16 protein-coding genes are annotated in these 17,290 nt (G+C 62.6%); 3 read left to right on the top strand and 13 right to left on the bottom strand.

The features are described 5' to 3' along the window. The first annotated feature begins 60 nt into the window (after window positions 1–60). Together mutS and fdxA are read left to right on the top strand one after the other, a co-directional pair. On the top strand, window positions 61–2,634 hold the full coding sequence (gene mutS, locus ABI582_RS18030) for a DNA mismatch repair protein MutS (protein WP_442119865.1): 2,574 nt from the start codon (window positions 61–63) through the stop codon (window positions 2,632–2,634). Window positions 2,635–2,774: 140 nt separating this feature from the next. Further along, window positions 2,775–3,098, top strand: a complete 324-nt coding sequence (fdxA, locus tag ABI582_RS18025; RefSeq protein WP_012270863.1) for a ferredoxin FdxA — start codon at window positions 2,775–2,777, stop codon at window positions 3,096–3,098. A gap of 629 nt (window positions 3,099–3,727) precedes the next feature. Here fdxA and rpoS read toward each other — a convergent pair. From rpoS to ABI582_RS17985, 8 genes are all read right to left on the bottom strand, one after another. Continuing rightward, window positions 3,728–4,735 carry an RNA polymerase sigma factor RpoS gene (rpoS, locus tag ABI582_RS18020; protein ID WP_003252351.1) on the bottom strand — a complete coding sequence of 336 codons (1,008 nt, stop codon included), beginning with the start codon at window positions 4,733–4,735 and terminating at the stop codon, window positions 3,728–3,730. A gap of 108 nt (window positions 4,736–4,843) precedes the next feature. Then, window positions 4,844–5,701, bottom strand: a complete 858-nt coding sequence (locus ABI582_RS18015; RefSeq protein ID WP_442119864.1) for a peptidoglycan DD-metalloendopeptidase family protein — start codon at window positions 5,699–5,701, stop codon at window positions 4,844–4,846. Window positions 5,702–5,938: 237 nt separating this feature from the next. Continuing rightward, window positions 5,939–6,577 (bottom strand): protein-L-isoaspartate(D-aspartate) O-methyltransferase, encoded by a 639-nt coding sequence (locus ABI582_RS18010; protein ID WP_015269209.1) that lies wholly within the window; start codon window positions 6,575–6,577, stop codon window positions 5,939–5,941. Window positions 6,578–6,612: 35 nt separating this feature from the next. Further along, a complete protein-coding gene (surE, locus tag ABI582_RS18005) occupies window positions 6,613–7,362 on the bottom strand; it encodes a 5'/3'-nucleotidase SurE (protein WP_059396237.1) in 750 nt (249 codons plus the stop codon). Continuing rightward, window positions 7,350–8,408 carry a tRNA pseudouridine(13) synthase TruD gene (gene truD, locus ABI582_RS18000; RefSeq protein WP_258655532.1) on the bottom strand — a complete coding sequence of 353 codons (1,059 nt, stop codon included), beginning with the start codon at window positions 8,406–8,408 and terminating at the stop codon, window positions 7,350–7,352. Before truD ends, surE begins: the two co-directional genes overlap by 13 nt. Continuing rightward, on the bottom strand, window positions 8,405–8,878 hold the full coding sequence (ispF, locus tag ABI582_RS17995; protein ID WP_019472208.1) for a 2-C-methyl-D-erythritol 2,4-cyclodiphosphate synthase: 474 nt from the start codon (window positions 8,876–8,878) through the stop codon (window positions 8,405–8,407). The genes truD and ispF overlap by 4 nt, the downstream gene beginning before the upstream one ends. A gap of 174 nt (window positions 8,879–9,052) precedes the next feature. Next, window positions 9,053–9,907: an S-formylglutathione hydrolase gene (fghA, locus tag ABI582_RS17990; RefSeq protein WP_442119857.1), complete on the bottom strand. Its 855-nt coding sequence runs from the start codon at window positions 9,905–9,907 to the stop codon at window positions 9,053–9,055. A gap of 8 nt (window positions 9,908–9,915) precedes the next feature. Continuing rightward, the gene (locus ABI582_RS17985; protein WP_110746066.1) at window positions 9,916–11,028 is read right to left on the bottom strand and encodes an S-(hydroxymethyl)glutathione dehydrogenase/class III alcohol dehydrogenase; all 1,113 of its coding nucleotides are present in this window, start codon (window positions 11,026–11,028) and stop codon (window positions 9,916–9,918) included. A 107-nt stretch (window positions 11,029–11,135) separates the two neighbouring features. On the opposite strand from ABI582_RS17985, the gene ABI582_RS17980 reads away from it, so the two are divergent. After that, entirely contained in the window at window positions 11,136–12,032 is an 897-nt protein-coding gene (locus ABI582_RS17980; protein WP_338746313.1) for a LysR substrate-binding domain-containing protein, read from the top strand. Window positions 12,033–12,164: 132 nt separating this feature from the next. Here ABI582_RS17980 and ispD read toward each other — a convergent pair whose 3' ends face one another. The 5 genes from ispD to ABI582_RS17955 form a co-directional block, all read right to left on the bottom strand. After that, a complete protein-coding gene (gene ispD / locus ABI582_RS17975; protein WP_442119856.1) occupies window positions 12,165–12,872 on the bottom strand; it encodes a 2-C-methyl-D-erythritol 4-phosphate cytidylyltransferase in 708 nt (235 codons plus the stop codon). After that, window positions 12,869–13,150, bottom strand: a complete 282-nt coding sequence (gene ftsB, locus ABI582_RS17970; protein ID WP_004375443.1) for a cell division protein FtsB — start codon at window positions 13,148–13,150, stop codon at window positions 12,869–12,871. Before ftsB ends, ispD begins: the two co-directional genes overlap by 4 nt. A 167-nt stretch (window positions 13,151–13,317) precedes the next feature. Beyond that, complete coding sequence (gene eno / locus ABI582_RS17965) at window positions 13,318–14,607, bottom strand: phosphopyruvate hydratase (RefSeq protein WP_019472204.1); 1,290 nt, start codon at window positions 14,605–14,607, stop codon at window positions 13,318–13,320. A gap of 154 nt (window positions 14,608–14,761) precedes the next feature. Next, the gene (gene kdsA, locus ABI582_RS17960) at window positions 14,762–15,607 is read right to left on the bottom strand and encodes a 3-deoxy-8-phosphooctulonate synthase (protein ID WP_012270852.1); all 846 of its coding nucleotides are present in this window, start codon (window positions 15,605–15,607) and stop codon (window positions 14,762–14,764) included. A 3-nt stretch (window positions 15,608–15,610) separates the two neighbouring features. Next, complete coding sequence (locus ABI582_RS17955) at window positions 15,611–17,239, bottom strand: CTP synthase (RefSeq protein WP_016501153.1); 1,629 nt, start codon at window positions 17,237–17,239, stop codon at window positions 15,611–15,613. Window positions 17,240–17,290: the final 51 nt, after the last annotated feature.

The raw sequence follows: 17,290 nt of genomic DNA, 5'->3' as shown, positions 1-17,290 counted from the left end.
CGCCCCAAATTTGCCCCACAATGTTGAGACCTACTTTCTAAGCCATTGATGAATAAAGCTATCTCAGATCTTTCCGCACACACCCCGATGATGCAGCAGTACTGGAAGCTGAAAAACCAGCACCCGGACCAGCTGATGTTCTACCGCATGGGCGACTTCTACGAAATCTTCTACGAAGATGCAAAGAAAGCCGCAAAACTGCTGGACATCACCCTGACCGCGCGCGGTCAGTCGGCCGGCCAGTCCATCCCCATGTGCGGGATTCCGTTCCATTCGCTGGAAGGCTACCTGGCCAAGTTGGTCAAGCTGGGCGAATCGGTGGTGATCTGCGAACAGATTGGCGACCCGGCCACCAGCAAGGGCCCGGTGGAGCGCCAGGTGGTGCGCATCATCACCCCTGGCACGGTCAGCGACGAGGCGCTGCTGGACGAGCGTCGCGACAACCTGATTGCCGCGCTGCTCGGTGATGAACGCCTGTTCGGCCTGGCCGTGCTAGACATCACCAGCGGCAATTTCAGCGTGCAGGAAATCAAAGGCTGGGAGAACCTGCTGGCCGAGCTTGAGCGCCTGAACCCGGTCGAACTGCTGATCCCGGACGACTGGCCGCGCGACCTGCCGGCCGAAAAACGCCCCGGTGCCCGCCGCCGTGCGCCATGGGACTTCGACCGCGATTCGGCACGCAAGGCCCTGTGCCAGCAGTTCGCGACCAAGGACCTCAAGGGCTTTGGCTGCGACAAGCTGACCCTGGCCATCGGTGCCGCCGGCTGCCTGTTGACCTACGCCAAGGAAACCCAGCGCACCGCCCTGCCGCACCTGCGCAGCCTGCGCCACGAGCGCCTGGACGACACGGTCATCCTCGATGGCGCCAGCCGTCGCAACCTGGAGCTGGACGTCAACCTGGCGGGTGGGCGTGACAACACCCTGCAATCGGTGGTCGACCGCTGCCAGACCGCCATGGCCAGCCGCCTGCTGAGCCGGTGGCTGAACCGCCCGTTGCGCGACCTCAAGGTACTGCAAGCACGCCAGGACTCGATCCGCTGCCTGCTCGACAGCTACCGCTTCGAAAAGCTGCAGCCGCAGCTGAAAGAAATTGGCGACATCGAGCGGATCCTCGCCCGAATCGGCCTGCGCAATGCCCGCCCACGTGACCTGGCGCGCCTGCGCGATGCACTGGGCGCCTTGCCCGAACTGCAAAACGCCATGACCGAGCTGGAAGCGCCGCACCTTGCGCGCCTGGCAGCCATTACCGGCACCTACCCGGAGCTGGCCAGCCTGCTGGAGCGGGCGATCATCGACAACCCGCCGGCGGTGATCCGCGACGGCGGCGTGCTCAAGACCGGCTATGACAACGAGCTGGACGAGCTGCTGGCGATCAGCGAAAACGCCGGCCAGTTCCTGATCGACCTGGAAGCACGAGAAAAAGCCCGCACCGGCCTTGCCAACCTCAAGGTCGGCTACAACCGTGTGCACGGCTACTTCATCGAGCTGCCCACCAAGCAGGCCGAGCAGGCACCGGGCGACTACATTCGCCGTCAGACCCTCAAGGGCGCCGAGCGCTTCATCACCCCCGAACTGAAAGTGTTCGAGGACAAGGCGCTGTCGGCCAAGAGCCGCGCCCTGGCCCGCGAGAAGATGCTCTACGATGCCCTGCTGGAAACCCTGATCAGCCACCTGGCGCCGCTGCAGGACAGCGCTGCCGCCCTGGCCGAACTGGACGTGCTCAGCAACCTGGCCGAACGTGCGCTGACCCTCGACCTGAACTGCCCGCGCTTCATCGACGAGCCGTGCCTGCGCATCGAGCAAGGCCGCCACCCGGTCGTGGAGCAGGTACTGACCACGCCGTTCGTGGCCAACGACCTGGGCCTGGACAACAGCACGCGCATGCTGATCATCACCGGCCCGAACATGGGCGGTAAATCCACCTACATGCGCCAGACCGCCCTGATCGTGCTGCTGGCGCACATCGGCAGCTTCGTGCCGGCGGCCAGCTGCGAACTGTCGCTGGTCGACCGCATCTTCACCCGCATCGGCTCCAGCGACGACCTGGCCGGCGGGCGCTCGACCTTCATGGTCGAGATGAGCGAAACCGCCAACATCCTGCACAACGCGACCGACCGCAGCCTGGTGCTGATGGACGAAGTGGGCCGCGGCACCAGTACGTTCGACGGCCTGTCGCTGGCGTGGGCTGCCGCCGAGCGCCTGGCCCAGCTGCGCGCCTATACACTGTTCGCCACTCACTACTTCGAGCTCACCGTGCTGCCGGAAAGCGAGCCGCTGGTAGCCAACGTGCACCTCAATGCCACCGAGCACAACGAGCGCATCGTGTTCCTGCACCATGTACTGCCTGGCCCTGCCAGCCAGAGCTACGGCCTGGCCGTGGCACAGCTGGCCGGCGTGCCGGGTGTGGTGATCCAGCGTGCTCGCGAACACCTGGCGCGCCTGGAAACCACCAGCCTGCCGCACGAACACGCCCCGACCGAAAAGGCCAGGGATGTGCCACAGGTGCCGCACCAGAGCGATCTGTTCGCCAGCCTGCCACACCCGGCCATCGAGAAGCTGGGCAAGCTGCAGCTGGACGACATGACCCCGCGCCAAGCTATCGAAATGCTATATCAACTAAAGAACCTGTTATAACGGCGCCCACTACAAGCTGGTAGAATCCGCCGCGGTTTGCTGGTGCTGCAGGTTATTAGCCTGGCCTGCAGCCACATACCTGTAAACCGCGCGGCCCTGAGAGGAAGGGCCGCCGCCGTCGCCTGAGGAGAGAACTAGAAATGACCTTCGTCGTCACCGACAACTGCATCAAATGCAAATACACCGACTGCGTGGAAGTCTGTCCGGTGGACTGCTTCTACGAAGGCCCGAACTTCCTGGTCATTCACCCGGACGAGTGCATTGACTGCGCACTGTGCGAACCGGAATGCCCGGCGCAAGCCATCTTCTCGGAAGACGAAATCCCTGCCGGGATGGAAAACTTCATCGAGCTGAACGCCGAACTGGCGGAAGTCTGGCCAAACATCACCGAGCGCAAGGATGCCCTGCCTGACGCTGAAGAGTGGGACGGCAAGACTGGCAAGATTGCAGACCTGGAGCGCTGATAGCGCCCGGACACAAAAAGGCCCCTCGGGGCCTTTTTTGTTTTTTCTGCGGGCAAAAAAAAGGGGCGGTTTGACCCGCCCACATTTTTTCCGTAGTCCCTGCTTGTCCCAAACATCTTCCTGATGAAATCGCTTCTTGCGATGTCCTTGGCCTTCATCCTGAATGCCTGTGCATGTCCCTGTGCACAGTTCGAATACTAGCGGGTTCAGCCGGGCGGGCAAGCGCGAGACCTCACAAGGTATTGCAGGGGACACATTTCATCACAGCCGAATAAGCCATGCTTTTCAATGGGTTGTAAAAATACAGGCGCTGAAAACGACAATGATTTACTGCAACTTGCATAGATAGCTTACAAAACAAGTAAGAAAAGGCTTACACGCAATGTTACTGGGGTAGCGCAGTACACATTAGAGATCTGTTTTACCCGGCAGATGTTGGGGGGCTGCTTTGCAGCCCATTCGCAGCACAAGGCTGCTCCTACAGAGATACGCGATCATGCAGGCAATCACGGTCTCTTGTAGGAGCAGCCTTGTGCTGCGAATGGGGCGCGCAGCGCCCCCGACATTCTCAAATGACACACACAAAAACGCCCCGAGGTCATCGGGGCGTTTTGTGTGACAGGCCTTCGCTACTGGAACAAAGACTCGCTGGACAAGCCATTCTTTTCAAGGATCTCGCGCAGACGCTTGAGCCCCTCTACCTGGATCTGCCGCACCCGTTCTCGGGTCAAGCCGATCTCCAGGCCAACATCCTCCAAGGTGCTGCTTTCATGCCCACGCAGGCCAAAGCGACGCACCACCACTTCCCGCTGCTTGTCAGTCAGCTCGCCCAGCCACTGGTCGATGCTTTGCGACAGGTCGTCATCCTGTAGCAGTTCGCACGGGTCGGTGGGGCGGTCGTCGGTCAAGGTGTCGAGCAGGGTCTTGTCCGAGTCCGGGCCAAGCGACACATCCACCGAAGACACCCGCTCGTTCAGGCCCAGCATGCGCTTGACCTCGGCGACCGGCTTCTCGAGTAGCGTGGCGATTTCTTCCGGGGAGGGTTCGTGGTCGAGTTTCTGGGTCAGCTCGCGGGCGGCGCGCAGGTAGACGTTCAGTTCCTTGACCACGTGGATGGGCAGGCGGATGGTGCGGGTCTGGTTCATGATCGCCCGTTCGATGGTCTGGCGAATCCACCAGGTCGCGTAGGTCGAAAAACGGAAACCACGCTCCGGGTCGAACTTCTCGACCGCACGGATCAGGCCCAGGTTGCCCTCTTCGATCAGGTCGAGCAGCGACAGACCGCGGTTCACGTAACGACGGGCAATTTTTACAACCAGGCGCAGGTTGCTTTCAATCATGCGCTTGCGGCCAGCGGGATCGCCCTTTTGCGACAGACGCGCAAAGTGCACTTCCTCTTCCGGCGAAAGCAGTGGCGAGAAGCCGATCTCGTTGAGATACAACTGGGTGGCATCGAGCGCCCGGCTGTAATCGATGTACTTGTGTTGCTTGAGCGAAGAGCCCGACTTGGCCCTCGTCCGAACCGAAGATACAGCAGGTTCGTCTGACACCACATCCGTTTCCAAAACGATACCCGTCTCCATCAGGAGGACGTCATCGTCGATGTCAAACTCCGGCACTTCTTTACTGAGAGCCATTGTTATAGTCCTTTGCTGAGTTCGAACTCAGACTCGAGCGGCACCTTTATCCCTGGCAGCGCTGGAGCCTGTCCCCTCTACATCACAGGAACAGGCCGGGTACAACGATCAACGGCGTGGCAGGAACTGGAGTGGATCGACGGGTTTGCCCTGGCGGCGAATCTCAAAATGCAGCTTCACCCGATCTGTGCCCGTGGACCCCATTTCAGCAATCGACTGCCCTGCCTTGACCTGCTGCCCCTCCCGAACCAACAGCCTGCGGTTATGACCGTAGGCACTGACGTAGGTATCGCTGTGTTTGATGATGATCAGCTCGCCGTAGCCCCTCAAACCACTCCCGGCGTAAACCACCGCACCATCAGACGCAGCAAAAACAGGCTGTCCCAAATCACCGGCGATATCAATGCCTTTATTCAAACTACCGTTTGAAGCAAATTTTCCAATCAGCACGCCGTTGGCAGGCCAGGTCCAGCCGCCTACCGCGCGCTCTGCAGCCGGCACGGTGGCAACCACCGGCGCGCTGGTCGAAGGGGCCGGCGTGGCCGGTTTGCCGGTGCTGGCAGGCGACGGGGGCGTGCTCCCCACAGGCCGCCGCGTGACCGTGGTGCGGCTCGACGAGGACGGGTTGGACACCACCGTGGTACTGCTGCTTGAACCACTGCTGAAACGAATCGCCTGGCCCGGGCGGATGGTATAAGGCGCCGGGATGCCATTGCGTGCGGCCAGCTCCTTGTAGTCCCAGCCATAGCGGAAGGCGATGGAGAACAGCGTGTCACCGGGCTTGACGATGTATTGCCCGGACGTCACCGTCGGGCGCTTGGGCACAGTATTGTTGCGGTCGACCACCCGCGCGCTGGTGTTACTGGTGCTCGAGCAACCCACCAGTACCATGCCCATGGCCAGTGCAATCACCAGAAGCTTGAAACCCGACCCATCCTTGCGCTGCCGAATGACTGTGTGACCCACCCGCGCTCCCCTCATGGTGCCGAAAAACGATATGAAGACAAGAAATGCAATATTATTGCAATTATAACCAAGCCGGCCCGTATTGGCAGGTTGATGCAAAAGGCTGTTGCAAAGCCGTAGTGCGCACCAGGCGCTAGCGCTTCGCTCCGCCAGATAGACAGGGCGGAGCTACAAGAATTCGCCATCGGCACAAAAATACCGCGCAGCGCTTACCCGCAGTGCCCAGAGATACAGCGCTCAGGCCAACGGACCATTGAGCAGCGGCACGAAGCGCACGGCCCCCAGCACACGGCGCGAGAACCCATGCTCCTCGCGCACGATCAGCATCAGTTGCTGCGTTTCGCCGGCCGGCCCCACCGGAATCACCATGCGGCCTCCGGGTGCCAGCTGGTCAAGCAGTGCCTGAGGGACTTCTGGCGCCACCGCCGTGACGATGATGCCGTTGTACGGCGCCAGCGCCGGCCAGCCTTCGCAACCATCGCCCCAGCGGAATACCACGTTGCGCAGGTTCAACTCCACCAGGCGCTCTTTGGCCCGATCCTGCAGCACCTTGATACGCTCCACCGAGAATACCCGCTCCACGAGTTGGGCAAGGATCGCCGTCTGGTAACCCGAGCCGGTGCCGATCTCCAGCACCTTGTCCAGCGGACCGGCTTCGAGCAGCAGCTCGCTCATGTGGGCAACCATGAATGGCTGGGAGATGGTCTGGTTGTGGCCGATCGGCAGCGCGGTGTCTTCGTAGGCACGATGCGCCAGTGCCTCGTCGACGAACAGGTGGCGCGGGGTACGGCGGATCACGTCGAGCACCTTGGTATTCGACACACCCTCTTCGCACAAGCGCTGGATCAGCCGCTCCCGGGTACGCTGGGAGGTCATGCCGATGCCACGCCGCAGCATATCGTCCTCGCGCATCAGAGCAAGCCCTCCAGCCAACCGTCGAGCTGCTCGAAGGCATCGTTGAAGGTGCGGTCGAGCTGCAACGGAGTGATCGATACGAAGCCTTGCATCACCGCATGGAAGTCGGTGCCCGGGCCGCCATCCTCGGCATCACCGGCCACGGCGATCCAGTAGCCTTCCTTGCCGCGCGGGTTGACCACCTTGGTCGGTGCCGCCGCCCGCGCCCGGTGACCGAGGCGGGTGAGCTGGATGCCACGGATGTGCTCCAGCGGCAGGTTGGGGATATTGACGTTGAGCACGGTACGCGGCGGCAGCACCAGACGCGACTGTGCCTCGACCAGACGACGGGCGATGTAGGCCGCCGTCGGCAGGTTGTCCGGCTGACGCGACAACAGCGAAAACGCCAGTGATGTGGTGCCCAGGAAACGGCCCTCCAACGCAGCGGCGACCGTACCGGAGTACAACACGTCATCACCCAGGTTGGCACCGAGGTTGATCCCCGACACGACCATGTCCGGCACCTGCGGCAACAACCCATTGAGCCCCAGGTGCACACAGTCGGTCGGTGTGCCGTTGAGGCTTATGAAGCCGTTGGCCAGGGTCTGCGGGTGCAGTGGCCGGTCCAGCGTCAGTGAGCTGCTGGCGCCGCTCTTGTCTTGATCCGGGGCAATCACCGCGCACTCGGCGTAATCCGCCAGCGCAGCGTGCAGCGCGGCGAGGCCGGGTGCGGTAACACCGTCGTCGTTCGAAATCAGAATACGCATGGGCTGTCCGTCTGCCCTGCCGACACCAGATCCAAGACTTCGCGCACAACTACGGTGGCGAAGCATCCGGCCGGCAGGACGAATTCCAGTTGCAGGATATCAGGCTCGGGATAATGCCATGTCAGGCCGCCAATAGGGAGCCGCAAAATACGCCGTTCGTGATCCATGCCCGCCTGGGCCAACCACTGGCAAAGTGCCGGCTGCCGTGCGCCGACGGCATTTTCCAGCTGCGCGGTGGCGCCGCCTGCAGGCGAGTCGCCCTCGCCCCACATCGGGCCGGTCGGGTGCAGGTCGAGAATCGCCAGGCGTGGGTCGGCGCATTCCGCCTCGCCAGCCGGGAAGAAGCTACGGCTGTCGGTGAACGCCAGCAGGTCGCCGACCTGGGCCTGCGCCCAGCTACCTTCGGCGACACGTGCCGCCAGCACCTGGTTGAACAGGTAGCTGCGCCCTGCCGAAAGCAGCCGCGAACGCACGTTGCGCTGCTCGGGTAATGCTTTGCGCGCGGCCCAGTCGAGGGCGTCATGGACGTTGCCCCCGCCGTGACCGAAGCGCTGGGTGCCGAAATAGTTGGGCACACCGTGCTGCTTGAGCTGTGCCAGGCGTGCATCCACAGCCTGGTGGTCCGCAGCCAGGGCCGTCAGGCGCAGGGTGAAGCCGTTGGCCGAATGCGCACCACGCTGCAGCTTGCGCTGGTGGCGCACCTGCTTGAGCACGCGCAGGCTGGCATCTTCAGCGCGCGACAGGTCCGGGTCGGCCTTGCCCGGCAGGTGCAGGCTGAACCACTGGCGGGTCAGGGCCTGACGGTCCTTGAGCCCGGCGTAGCTGATCGAGCGCACCGGCACGCCTGCGGCGCGCGCCAGGCGGCGGGCAGCCTCTTCGGTGTTCAGGTCACGCTTTTCGACCCACAGCCACAGGTGCTCGCCCTGGCCGGACAGCGGAATGTCCAGCACTTCGTCGACCTGGAAGTCTTCAGCCACCGCCTTGAGGACGGCAGTGCCCAAGGGTTCGCCCGATGCGCGCGGGCCCAGCAGTTCCAGTTCGGTCATGCTGCCAGCAACAGGGCGACCGAATGCACGGCAATCCCCTCCTCACGGCCGGTGAAGCCCAGCTTTTCAGTGGTGGTGGCCTTGACATTGACCTGGTCGAGTTCGACCTGCAGGTCTTCGGCGATCAGCTGGCGCATGGTCTCGATGTGCGGGGCCATCTTCGGCGCCTGGGCGACGATGGTGGCGTCGACATTGCCGACCTTCCAGCCCTTGGCCTTGACGATGCCGACTACATGGCGCAGCAGCACGCGGCTGTCGGCACCCTTGAATTGTGGGTCGGTGTCGGGGAAGTGCTTGCCGATATCGCCCAGCGCCGCGGCGCCCAGCAGGGCATCGCTCAGGGCGTGCAGCAGCACGTCGCCGTCGGAATGGGCCAGCAGGCCGTATTTGTGGGGGATACGCACCCCGCCCAGGGTAATGAAATCACCGTCGCAGAAACGGTGCACATCGTAGCCATGGCCAATACGCATAGAAAAACGCCCTGAATGAGTCAGGGCGTGATTCTACCTGCTTTTGAAGCATTGGGGCTGCTTCGCAGCCCATCGCCGGCAAGCCAGCTCCCACCTGGACCCCATGGCCCTCGAGCCATGCACAGTACCTGTGGGAGCTGGCTTGCCGGCGATGGGGCAAACCCCAGCTATGCCTTACACCCGCCCCAGTGCCACCGCATGATGGCGCAGGTGATCCTCGATGAAACTGGCAATGAAGTAGTAGCTATGGTCGTAGCCCGGCTGCAAACGCAGGGTCATTTCATGGCCCCCTTTGCGTGCCGCCTGCTCCAGCGCTTCAGGCTTGAGCTGCTTTTCAAGGAAGTCGTCACGGTCGCCCTGGTCGACCAGCAACGGCGGGCATTGGCCAGCAGGGGTTTCGGCCAGCAGCACGCTGGCATCCCACTCGCGCCAGCGCGCCCGGTCTTCACCCAGGTAGCGGCTGAAGGCCTTCTCGCCCCACGGGCAATCCATCGGGTTGCTGATCGGCGAGAACGCCGACACCGAGCGGTAGCGCCCCGGGTTGCGCAAGGCGCACACCAGTGCGCCGTGCCCACCCATGGAGTGGCCGCTGATGCTGCGCTCGCCCGACGCCGGGAAGTGCGCCTCGATCAGCGCCGGCAACTCCTCCACCACATAGTCGTGCATGCGGTAGTGCTGGGCCCAGGGTTGCTGGGTGGCGTTGAGGTAGAAGCCGGCCCCCAGGCCGAAGTCCCAGGCGCCATCGGGGTCGCCCGGCACCTGCTCGCCACGCGGGCTGGTGTCGGGGGCCACGATGATCAGCCCAAGCTGCGCAGCCATGCGCTGGGCGCCGGCCTTCTGCATGAAGTTCTCGTCGGTGCAGGTGAGGCCGCTAAGCCAGTACAGCACCGGCAGCTTCTCGCCCTGCTCGGCCTGCGGTGGCAGGTACACGGCAAACACCATGTCGCAGCCCAGCACCTTGGAGTGATGCCGGTAACGCTTGTGCCAGCCGCCGAAACTTTTCTGGCAGGAGATGTTATCCAGGCTCATGGCATACCTCAGAAGTGGATCACGCTGCGGATGCTCTTGCCTTCGTGCATCAGGTCGAAGGCTTTGTTGATGTCCTCCAGGCCCATGGTATGGGTGATGAAGGTATCCAGCGGAATCTCGCCCTTCTCGGACATTTCCACGTAGCTTGGCAGCTCGCTGCGGCCACGCACGCCGCCGAACGCCGAACCACGCCAGACGCGGCCGGTGACCAGCTGGAACGGACGGGTGGCGATTTCCTGGCCGGCACCGGCTACGCCGATGATGACCGACTCGCCCCAGCCCTTGTGGCAGCATTCCAGGGCAGCGCGCATCAGTTGCACGTTGCCGATGCACTCGAAGGAGAAGTCCACGCCACCGTCGGTGAGGTCGACGATCACTTCCTGGATCGGGCGGTCGTATTCTTTCGGGTTGATGCAGTCGGTGGCACCCAGTTGGCGGGCGATCTCGAACTTGGCCGGGTTGATGTCGATGGCGATGATGCGCGAGGCCTTGGCCTTGACCGCCCCGATCACCGCCGACAGGCCGATGCCGCCCAGGCCGAAGATGGCCACGGTGTCACCGGGTTTGACCTTGGCGGTGTTGAGCACCGCGCCGATACCGGTGGTGACGCCACAGCCCAGCAGGCAGACCTTTTCCAGTGGGGCTTCTTTCTGGATCTTGGCCACGGAGATTTCCGGCAGCACGGTGTACTCGGAGAAGGTCGAGGTGCCCATGTAGTGGAACAGCTGCTGGCCCTTGTACGAGAAGCGCGTGGTGCCGTCCGGCATCAGGCCCTTGCCCTGGGTAGCGCGGATGGCCTGGCACAGGTTGGTCTTGCCCGACAGGCAGAACTTGCACTTGCCGCATTCCGGGGTGTACAGCGGGATCACGTGGTCGCCGACGGCCACCGAGGTCACGCCCTCGCCTACCGCTTCGACGATCGCCCCGCCTTCATGGCCGAGGATCGACGGGAAGATGCCTTCCGGGTCGGCACCGGACAGGGTGTAGGCATCGGTGTGGCAGACACCACTGGCGACCACACGCAGCAGCACTTCACCGGCCTTGGGCATGGCCACGTCGACTTCGACGATTTCCAGGGGTTTCTTGGCTTCGAAGGCTACGGCAGCACGGGACTTGATCATCAAAGGTCTCCAGACAGAGGGTCGATTCAGGATCACAGTGTAATTCACCGCCTTTTGATGAATAATCCGGCCAAAGACAAAACATTATTGCCATACAGGGACAATCCATGAGCAGCCGCTGGGAAGGCATCGATGAATTCGTCGCCGTGGCCGAATCGGGCCAGTTCACGGCAGCAGCCGAACGCCTGGGGGTTTCCTCGTCGCACATCAGCCGCCAGATCGCCCGGCTGGAGGAACGCCTGCAAACGCGCTTGCTGTACCGCAGCACCCGCCGGGTAACCTTGAGCGAGGCCGGGCAGACCTTTCTGCAACATTGCCAGCGCTTGCAGGATGGCCGCGAGGAAGCCCTGCGCGCCATGGGTGACCTGGCCAGCGAACCCAAAGGGTTGCTGCGCATGACCTGCGCGGTCGCCTACGGCGAGCGCTTCATCGTGCCGCTGGTAACACGGTTCATGGCGCTATACCCGCAGTTGCGGGTGGATGTGGAACTGAGCAACCACACCCTCGACCTGCTGCATGAGGGCATGGACCTGGCCATCCGCCTGGGCCGCCTGGCCGACTCCCGGCTGGTGGCCACGCGCCTGGCGCCGCGGCGCATGTACCTGTGCGCCTCGCCGGCCTACCTGGAACGTTATGGCCGGCCGCACAGCCTGTCGGAACTGGCGCGGCACAATTGCCTGGTGGGCAGTTCGGACTTGTGGGCACTGCAACAGGACGGCCGCGAGATCAGCCAGCGGATACAGGGCAACTGGCGCTGCAACAGTGGCCAGGCAGTGCTGGACGCGGCGCTGCAAGGGATAGGGTTGTGCCAGTTGCCGGATTACTACGTGCTGGAGCACCTGAACAGTGGTGCGCTGGTGTCCTTGCTGGAGGCGCACCAGCCGCCGAATACGGCAGTGTGGGCGCTGTATCCGCAGCAGCGGCACCTGTCGCCGAAGGTGCGGCGATTGGTGGACTACCTGAAGGAAGGGTTGGCGGGGTTGCCGGAATATAAGTTTGGCTGAGGGGATACATTTGCTGTACCGGCCCCTTCGCGGGTGAACCCGCTCCCACAGGTATTCCACAGGTTTCAGATCCGGTAGAGATCCTGTGGGAGCGGGTTCACCCGCGAAGAGGCCGGTACAGAAGAGCGACGTTCAGCTCCTACCCGCCCAGCGCTGGCGCAACCATTCCAGGTCTTCGGGCCGGGTCACCTTGATGTTGTCACTGCGCCCTTCCACCAGCCGCGGCGCCTGGCCGGACCATTCGATGGCAGAGGCCTCATCGGTCACCACCACGTCCGACACCAGGCACTCGGCCAGCGCCCGGTGCAACGCCCCAAGGCGAAACATCTGCGGGGTGTAAGCCTGCCAGATAGTGCTGCGGTCCACGGTGGCGCTCACCCGGCCATTGCTGTCGGCACGCTTGAGGGTGTCGCGCGCCGGCACGGCCAGCAGGCCACCCACCGGGTCGTTTGCCAGCTCCGACAACAACTTGTCCAGGTCGCTGCGCGCAAGGTTCGGCCGCGCGGCATCGTGCACCAGCACCCAGTCGCTGTCCGAGGCCCCTTGGGCATGCAGCAACAGCAACGCGTTAAGCACCGAGTCGGCGCGCTCACGCCCGCCCGCTGCGCGCTGGATGCGCGAGTCGCTGGCGCAACGCAGGGTGGGCCAGAACGGGTCATCTTCAGCAATGCTGACCACCACCCCGTTAAGCCCCGGATGGCCAAGAAAACAGTCGAGGCTGTGCTCGAGAAGGGTCTGCCCGGCCAGCTCCAGGTATTGCTTGGGGCGGTCGGCAGCCATGCGGGCACCGACGCCCGCAGCAGGAATCACGGCCCAGAAGGCCGGCAAGGTATCGATCATTTCTGTGGCAACTGGAAGAGGGTTTCGCCCTCTTTGACCATTCCCAATTCGTGGCGAGCCCGTTCTTCAACGGTCTCCATGCCTTTTTTCAGCTCCAGCACTTCGGCATCGAGCACACGGTTACGCTCGAGCAGGCGCTCGTTCTCGGCATGCTGCTCGGCAATCTGCTGCTTCAGCTCGGTCACTTGCGCCAGGCTGCCATTACCCACCCACAGGCGGTACTGCAGGCCACCCAGCAGCAGGAGCAGGACGAGGAACAACCAATAAGGACTGCGCATCTAGGTATCCAGGTTAAAAAGACCGCCGCACACTATGCATTTCGGGGTCTCAAATAGCACGAAGCCTGGCCGAGGCCAGGCTTCGTAAACAGAAACCCGTTGGAACGCAGTAACGTTCAGTACGAACGTCCTACAGCTCCGGCTGCTGTCTTTTTACCATCTCTTGCTTAGCCGCGAAACTCGGCACGACCACGGTAAACCGCTTTGGCACCCAGTTGCTCTTCGATGCGCAGCAGTTGGTTGTACTTGGAAACGCGGTCGGAACGGCACAGCGAACCGGTCTTGATCTGGCCGGCAGCGGTACCCACGGCCAGGTCGGCGATGGTCGAATCTTCGGTTTCACCGGAACGGTGCGAGATCACCGCAGTGTAGCCGGCAGCCTTGGCCATCTGGATGGCTTCCAGGGTTTCGGTCAGCGAGCCGATCTGGTTGAACTTGATCAGGATCGAGTTACCGATGCCCTTCTCGATGCCTTCCTTGAGGATCTTGGTGTTGGTCACGAACAGGTCGTCGCCAACCAGCTGTACCTTCTCGCCGATCTTGTCGGTGAGGATCTTCCAGCCAGCCCAGTCGGACTCGTCCAGGCCGTCTTCGATCGAGATGATCGGGAAGCGCTCGGTCAGGCCTTTCAGGTACTCGGCGAAGCCTTCGGCATCGAACGACTTGCCTTCGCCGGACAGGTTGTACTTGCCGTCTTCGTAGAATTCGGAAGCCGCGCAGTCCAGGGCCAGGGTCACGTCGGTGCCCAGCTTGTAGCCGGCTTTCTCGACCGCTTCGGCGATGGCAGCCAGGGCGTCTTCGTTGGAAGCCAGGTTAGGCGCGAAGCCACCTTCGTCACCCACGGCGGTGTTCAGGCCACGGGCCTTCAGCACGGCTTTGAGGTGGTGGAAGATTTCGGTACCCATGCGCAGGCCGTCGGAGAAGGTCTTGGCGCCAACCGGCTGAACCATGAACTCCTGGATGTCGACGTTGTTGTCGGCGTGCTCGCCACCGTTGATGATGTTCATCATCGGAACCGGCATCGAGTACTGGCCTGGGGTGCCGTTCAGGTTGGCGATGTGCGCGTACAGCGGCAGGTCCTGGTCCTGGGCAGCGGCCTTGGCGGCAGCCAGGGAAACAGCCAGGATGGCGTTGGCGCCCAGCTTGGCCTTGTTCTCGGTACCGTCCAGTTCGATCATGGCACGGTCCAGAGCCTTCTGGTCGGAAGGGTCCTTGCCCAGCAGCAGGTCACGGATCGGGCCGTTGATGTTGCCGACGGCTTTCAGCACGCCCTTGCCCAGGTAACGGCTCTTGTCGCCATCACGCAGCTCCAGCGCTTCGCGCGAGCCGGTGGAAGCACCGGACGGCGCGCAAGCGCTGCCGATGATGCCGTTGTCGAGCAGTACATCGGCTTCCACGGTGGGGTTGCCACGCGAATCGAGAACTTCACGACCTTTGATGTCGACGATTTTTGCCATTGTTGTAAGCACTCCAGAATTGACGAAAACAACCTAGCTTAAGAAATTCTTGCCGTTCACCAGGCGGACTTTGCAATGGGCAGGCCGGGTGAAGGGAGCCCCTGACCGATTGGTCAGGGGTGGATCGGGCGGTACTTTACCCGAGAAATGAGCTTTACGCGGTTTCTACCGTCGGAAAACTTTTCACCAGGTCGTCCAGTTGCTTGAGCTGGGCCAGGAATGGCTCCAGTTTGTCCAGACGCAGGGCGCATGGGCCATCGCATTTGGCGTTGTCCGGGTCGGGGTGGGCTTCGAGGAACAGGCCGGCCAGGCCCTGGCTCATGCCGGCCTTGGCCAGGTCGGTGACCTGGGCGCGACGACCTCCGGCGGAATCGCTGCGACCACCCGGCATCTGCAGGGCGTGGGTCACGTCGAAGAACACCGGGTACTCGAACTGCTTCATGATGCCGAAGCCGAGCATGTCCACTACAAGGTTGTTGTAGCCGAAGCTCGAACCGCGCTCGCAGAGGATCAACTGGTCGTTACCGGCCTCTTCGCACTTGGCCAGGATATGTTTCATTTCCTGGGGTGCGAGGAACTGGGCCTTCTTGATGTTGATCACCGCGCCGGTCTTGGCCATGGCCACCACCAGGTCGGTCTGCCGCGACAGGAAGGCCGGCAGCTGGATGATGTCGCATACCTTGGCAACGGGCTCGGCCTGATAAGGCTCGTGCACGTCGGTGATCACCGGCACGTTGAAGGTGCGCTTGATCTCTTCGAAGATCTTCAGCCCTTCTTCCATGCCAGGGCCACGGTAGGACGTCACCGACGAACGGTTGGCCTTGTCGAAGCTGGCCTTGAACACGTACGGGATACCGAGTTTCTCGGTCACCCGCACGTACTCTTCGCAGACCTTCATTGCCAGGTCACGGGACTCCAGGACGTTCATGCCGCCGAACAGGACGAACGGCTTGTCGTTGGCGATCTCGATGTTACCGACGCGAATGATCTTCTGGGTCATTGATCAGGCCTTGTTCTTCTGAGCCAGGGCTGCCTTGACGAAACCACTGAACAGCGGGTGGCCGTCACGCGGGGTGGAGGTGAATTCCGGGTGGAACTGGCAGGCGACGAACCATGGGTGGTCCTTGGACTCGACCACCTCCACCAGCGCGCCGTCTTCGGAACGACCGGAAACCACCAGGCCGGCATCGACCAGTTGCGGCAGCAGGTTGTTGTTCACTTCGTAGCGGTGACGGTGACGCTCGGTGATCACGTCCTTGTTGTAGCAGTCGTGCACCTTGGAGCCGGCTGCCAGCTGGCAGTCCTGTGCGCCCAGGCGCATGGTGCCGCCCAGGTCGGAAGCCTCGGTACGGGTCTCGACGGCACCGGTGGCATCAGCCCACTCGGTAATCAGGCCGACGACCGGGTGGCCGCTGTTGCGGTCGAACTCGGTGGAGTTGGCGTCTTTCCAGCCCATCACGTTACGGGCGAACTCGATCACGGCCACCTGCATGCCCAGGCAGATACCCAGGTACGGTACCTTGTTCTCACGGGCGTATTGCACCGCAGTGATCTTGCCTTCCACGCCGCGCAGGCCGAAACCGCCCGGTACCAGGATGGCATCGGCGCCTTCCAGCAGGCTGGTGCCCTGGTTCTCGATGTCTTCCGAATCGATGTAGCGCAGGTTGACCTTGGTGCGGTTGGTGATGCCGGCGTGGCTCATCGCTTCGATCAGCGACTTGTACGCATCCAGCAGCTCCATGTACTTGCCGACCATGGCGATGGTCACTTCGTGCTCAGGGTTGAGCTTGGCATCGACCACTTTGTCCCACTCGGACAGGTCGGCGCCATTGCACTGCAGGCCGAAACGCTCGACGACGAAGTCGTCCAGGCCCTGTGCGTGCAGCACGCCCGGGATCTTGTAGATGGTGTCGACGTCTTCCAGCGAAATCACCGCACGCTCTTCAACGTTGGTGAACAGCGCGATCTTGCGACGCGACGAGGCATCGACCGGGTGGTCGGAGCGGCAGATCAGCACGTCAGGCTGCAGGCCGATGGAGCGCAGCTCCTTGACCGAGTGCTGGGTCGGCTTGGTCTTGGTTTCGCCAGCGGTGGCGATGTACGGGACCAGGGTCAGGTGCATCAGCATGGCGCGCTTGGAGCCCACTTCGACGCGGAGCTGGCGAATGGCCTCGAGGAACGGCTGCGACTCGATGTCACCCACGGTACCGCCGATTTCCACCAGGGCCACGTCGGCATCGCCGGCACCCTTGATGATGCGACGCTTGATTTCGTCGGTGATGTGCGGGATGACCTGGATGGTCGCGCCCAGGTAGTCACCACGACGCTCTTTACGCAGCACGTGCTCGTAAATGCGACCAGTGGTGAAGTTGTTGTTCTGGGTCATGGTGGTGCGGATGAACCGCTCGTAGTGGCCCAGGTCGAGGTCAGTCTCGGCGCCATCGTGGGTGACGAACACTTCACCGTGCTGGAACGGGCTCATGGTGCCCGGATCGACGTTGATGTACGGATCCAGCTTGAGCATGGTGACCTTCAGGCCCCGCGCTTCCAGGATGGCCGCCAGGGAAGCCGAGGCAATGCCTTTCCCCAATGAAGAAACAACACCGCCCGTGACGAATATGTAGCGCGTCATGAAAAACCCTAGAAGTCTGCGTTAAGGCGGCCAGCGCCGCCGGAGAAAGCG

The organism is Pseudomonas sp. SAS7, from assembly GCF_052112345.1.
Classification (GTDB): Bacteria; Pseudomonadota; Gammaproteobacteria; order Pseudomonadales; family Pseudomonadaceae; genus Aquipseudomonas; species Aquipseudomonas putida_Q.
The sequence above is the reverse complement of the archived record's forward strand: the minus strand, read 5'-3'. Positions and strand labels throughout refer to the sequence as shown.

Bases quoted from the DNA above. Each gene is read 5' to 3' on its own strand.
- fdxA (WP_012270863.1), top strand. From the start codon at position 2,775: ATGACCTTCGTCGTCACCGACAACTGCATCAAATGCAAATACACCGAC.
- ABI582_RS17980 (WP_338746313.1), top strand. From the start codon at position 11,136: ATGAGCAGCCGCTGGGAAGGCATCGATGAATTCGTCGCCGTGGCCGAA.
- fghA (WP_442119857.1), bottom strand. From the start codon at position 9,907: ATGAGCCTGGATAACATCTCCTGCCAGAAAAGTTTCGGCGGCTGGCAC.
- rpoS (WP_003252351.1), bottom strand. From the start codon at position 4,735: ATGGCTCTCAGTAAAGAAGTGCCGGAGTTTGACATCGACGATGACGTC.
- ABI582_RS17955 (WP_016501153.1), bottom strand. From the start codon at position 17,239: ATGACGCGCTACATATTCGTCACGGGCGGTGTTGTTTCTTCATTGGGG.
- truD (WP_258655532.1), bottom strand. From the start codon at position 8,408: ATGACCGAACTGGAACTGCTGGGCCCGCGCGCATCGGGCGAACCCTTG.
- ftsB (WP_004375443.1), bottom strand. From the start codon at position 13,150: ATGCGCAGTCCTTATTGGTTGTTCCTCGTCCTGCTCCTGCTGCTGGGT.
- ABI582_RS18010 (WP_015269209.1), bottom strand. From the start codon at position 6,577: ATGACCTCCCAGCGTACCCGGGAGCGGCTGATCCAGCGCTTGTGCGAA.
- ispF (WP_019472208.1), bottom strand. From the start codon at position 8,878: ATGCGTATTGGCCATGGCTACGATGTGCACCGTTTCTGCGACGGTGAT.
- eno (WP_019472204.1), bottom strand. From the start codon at position 14,607: ATGGCAAAAATCGTCGACATCAAAGGTCGTGAAGTTCTCGATTCGCGT.
- kdsA (WP_012270852.1), bottom strand. From the start codon at position 15,607: ATGACCCAGAAGATCATTCGCGTCGGTAACATCGAGATCGCCAACGAC.
- ispD (WP_442119856.1), bottom strand. From the start codon at position 12,872: ATGATCGATACCTTGCCGGCCTTCTGGGCCGTGATTCCTGCTGCGGGC.
- ABI582_RS17985 (WP_110746066.1), bottom strand. From the start codon at position 11,028: ATGATCAAGTCCCGTGCTGCCGTAGCCTTCGAAGCCAAGAAACCCCTG.
- surE (WP_059396237.1), bottom strand. From the start codon at position 7,362: ATGCGTATTCTGATTTCGAACGACGACGGTGTTACCGCACCCGGCCTC.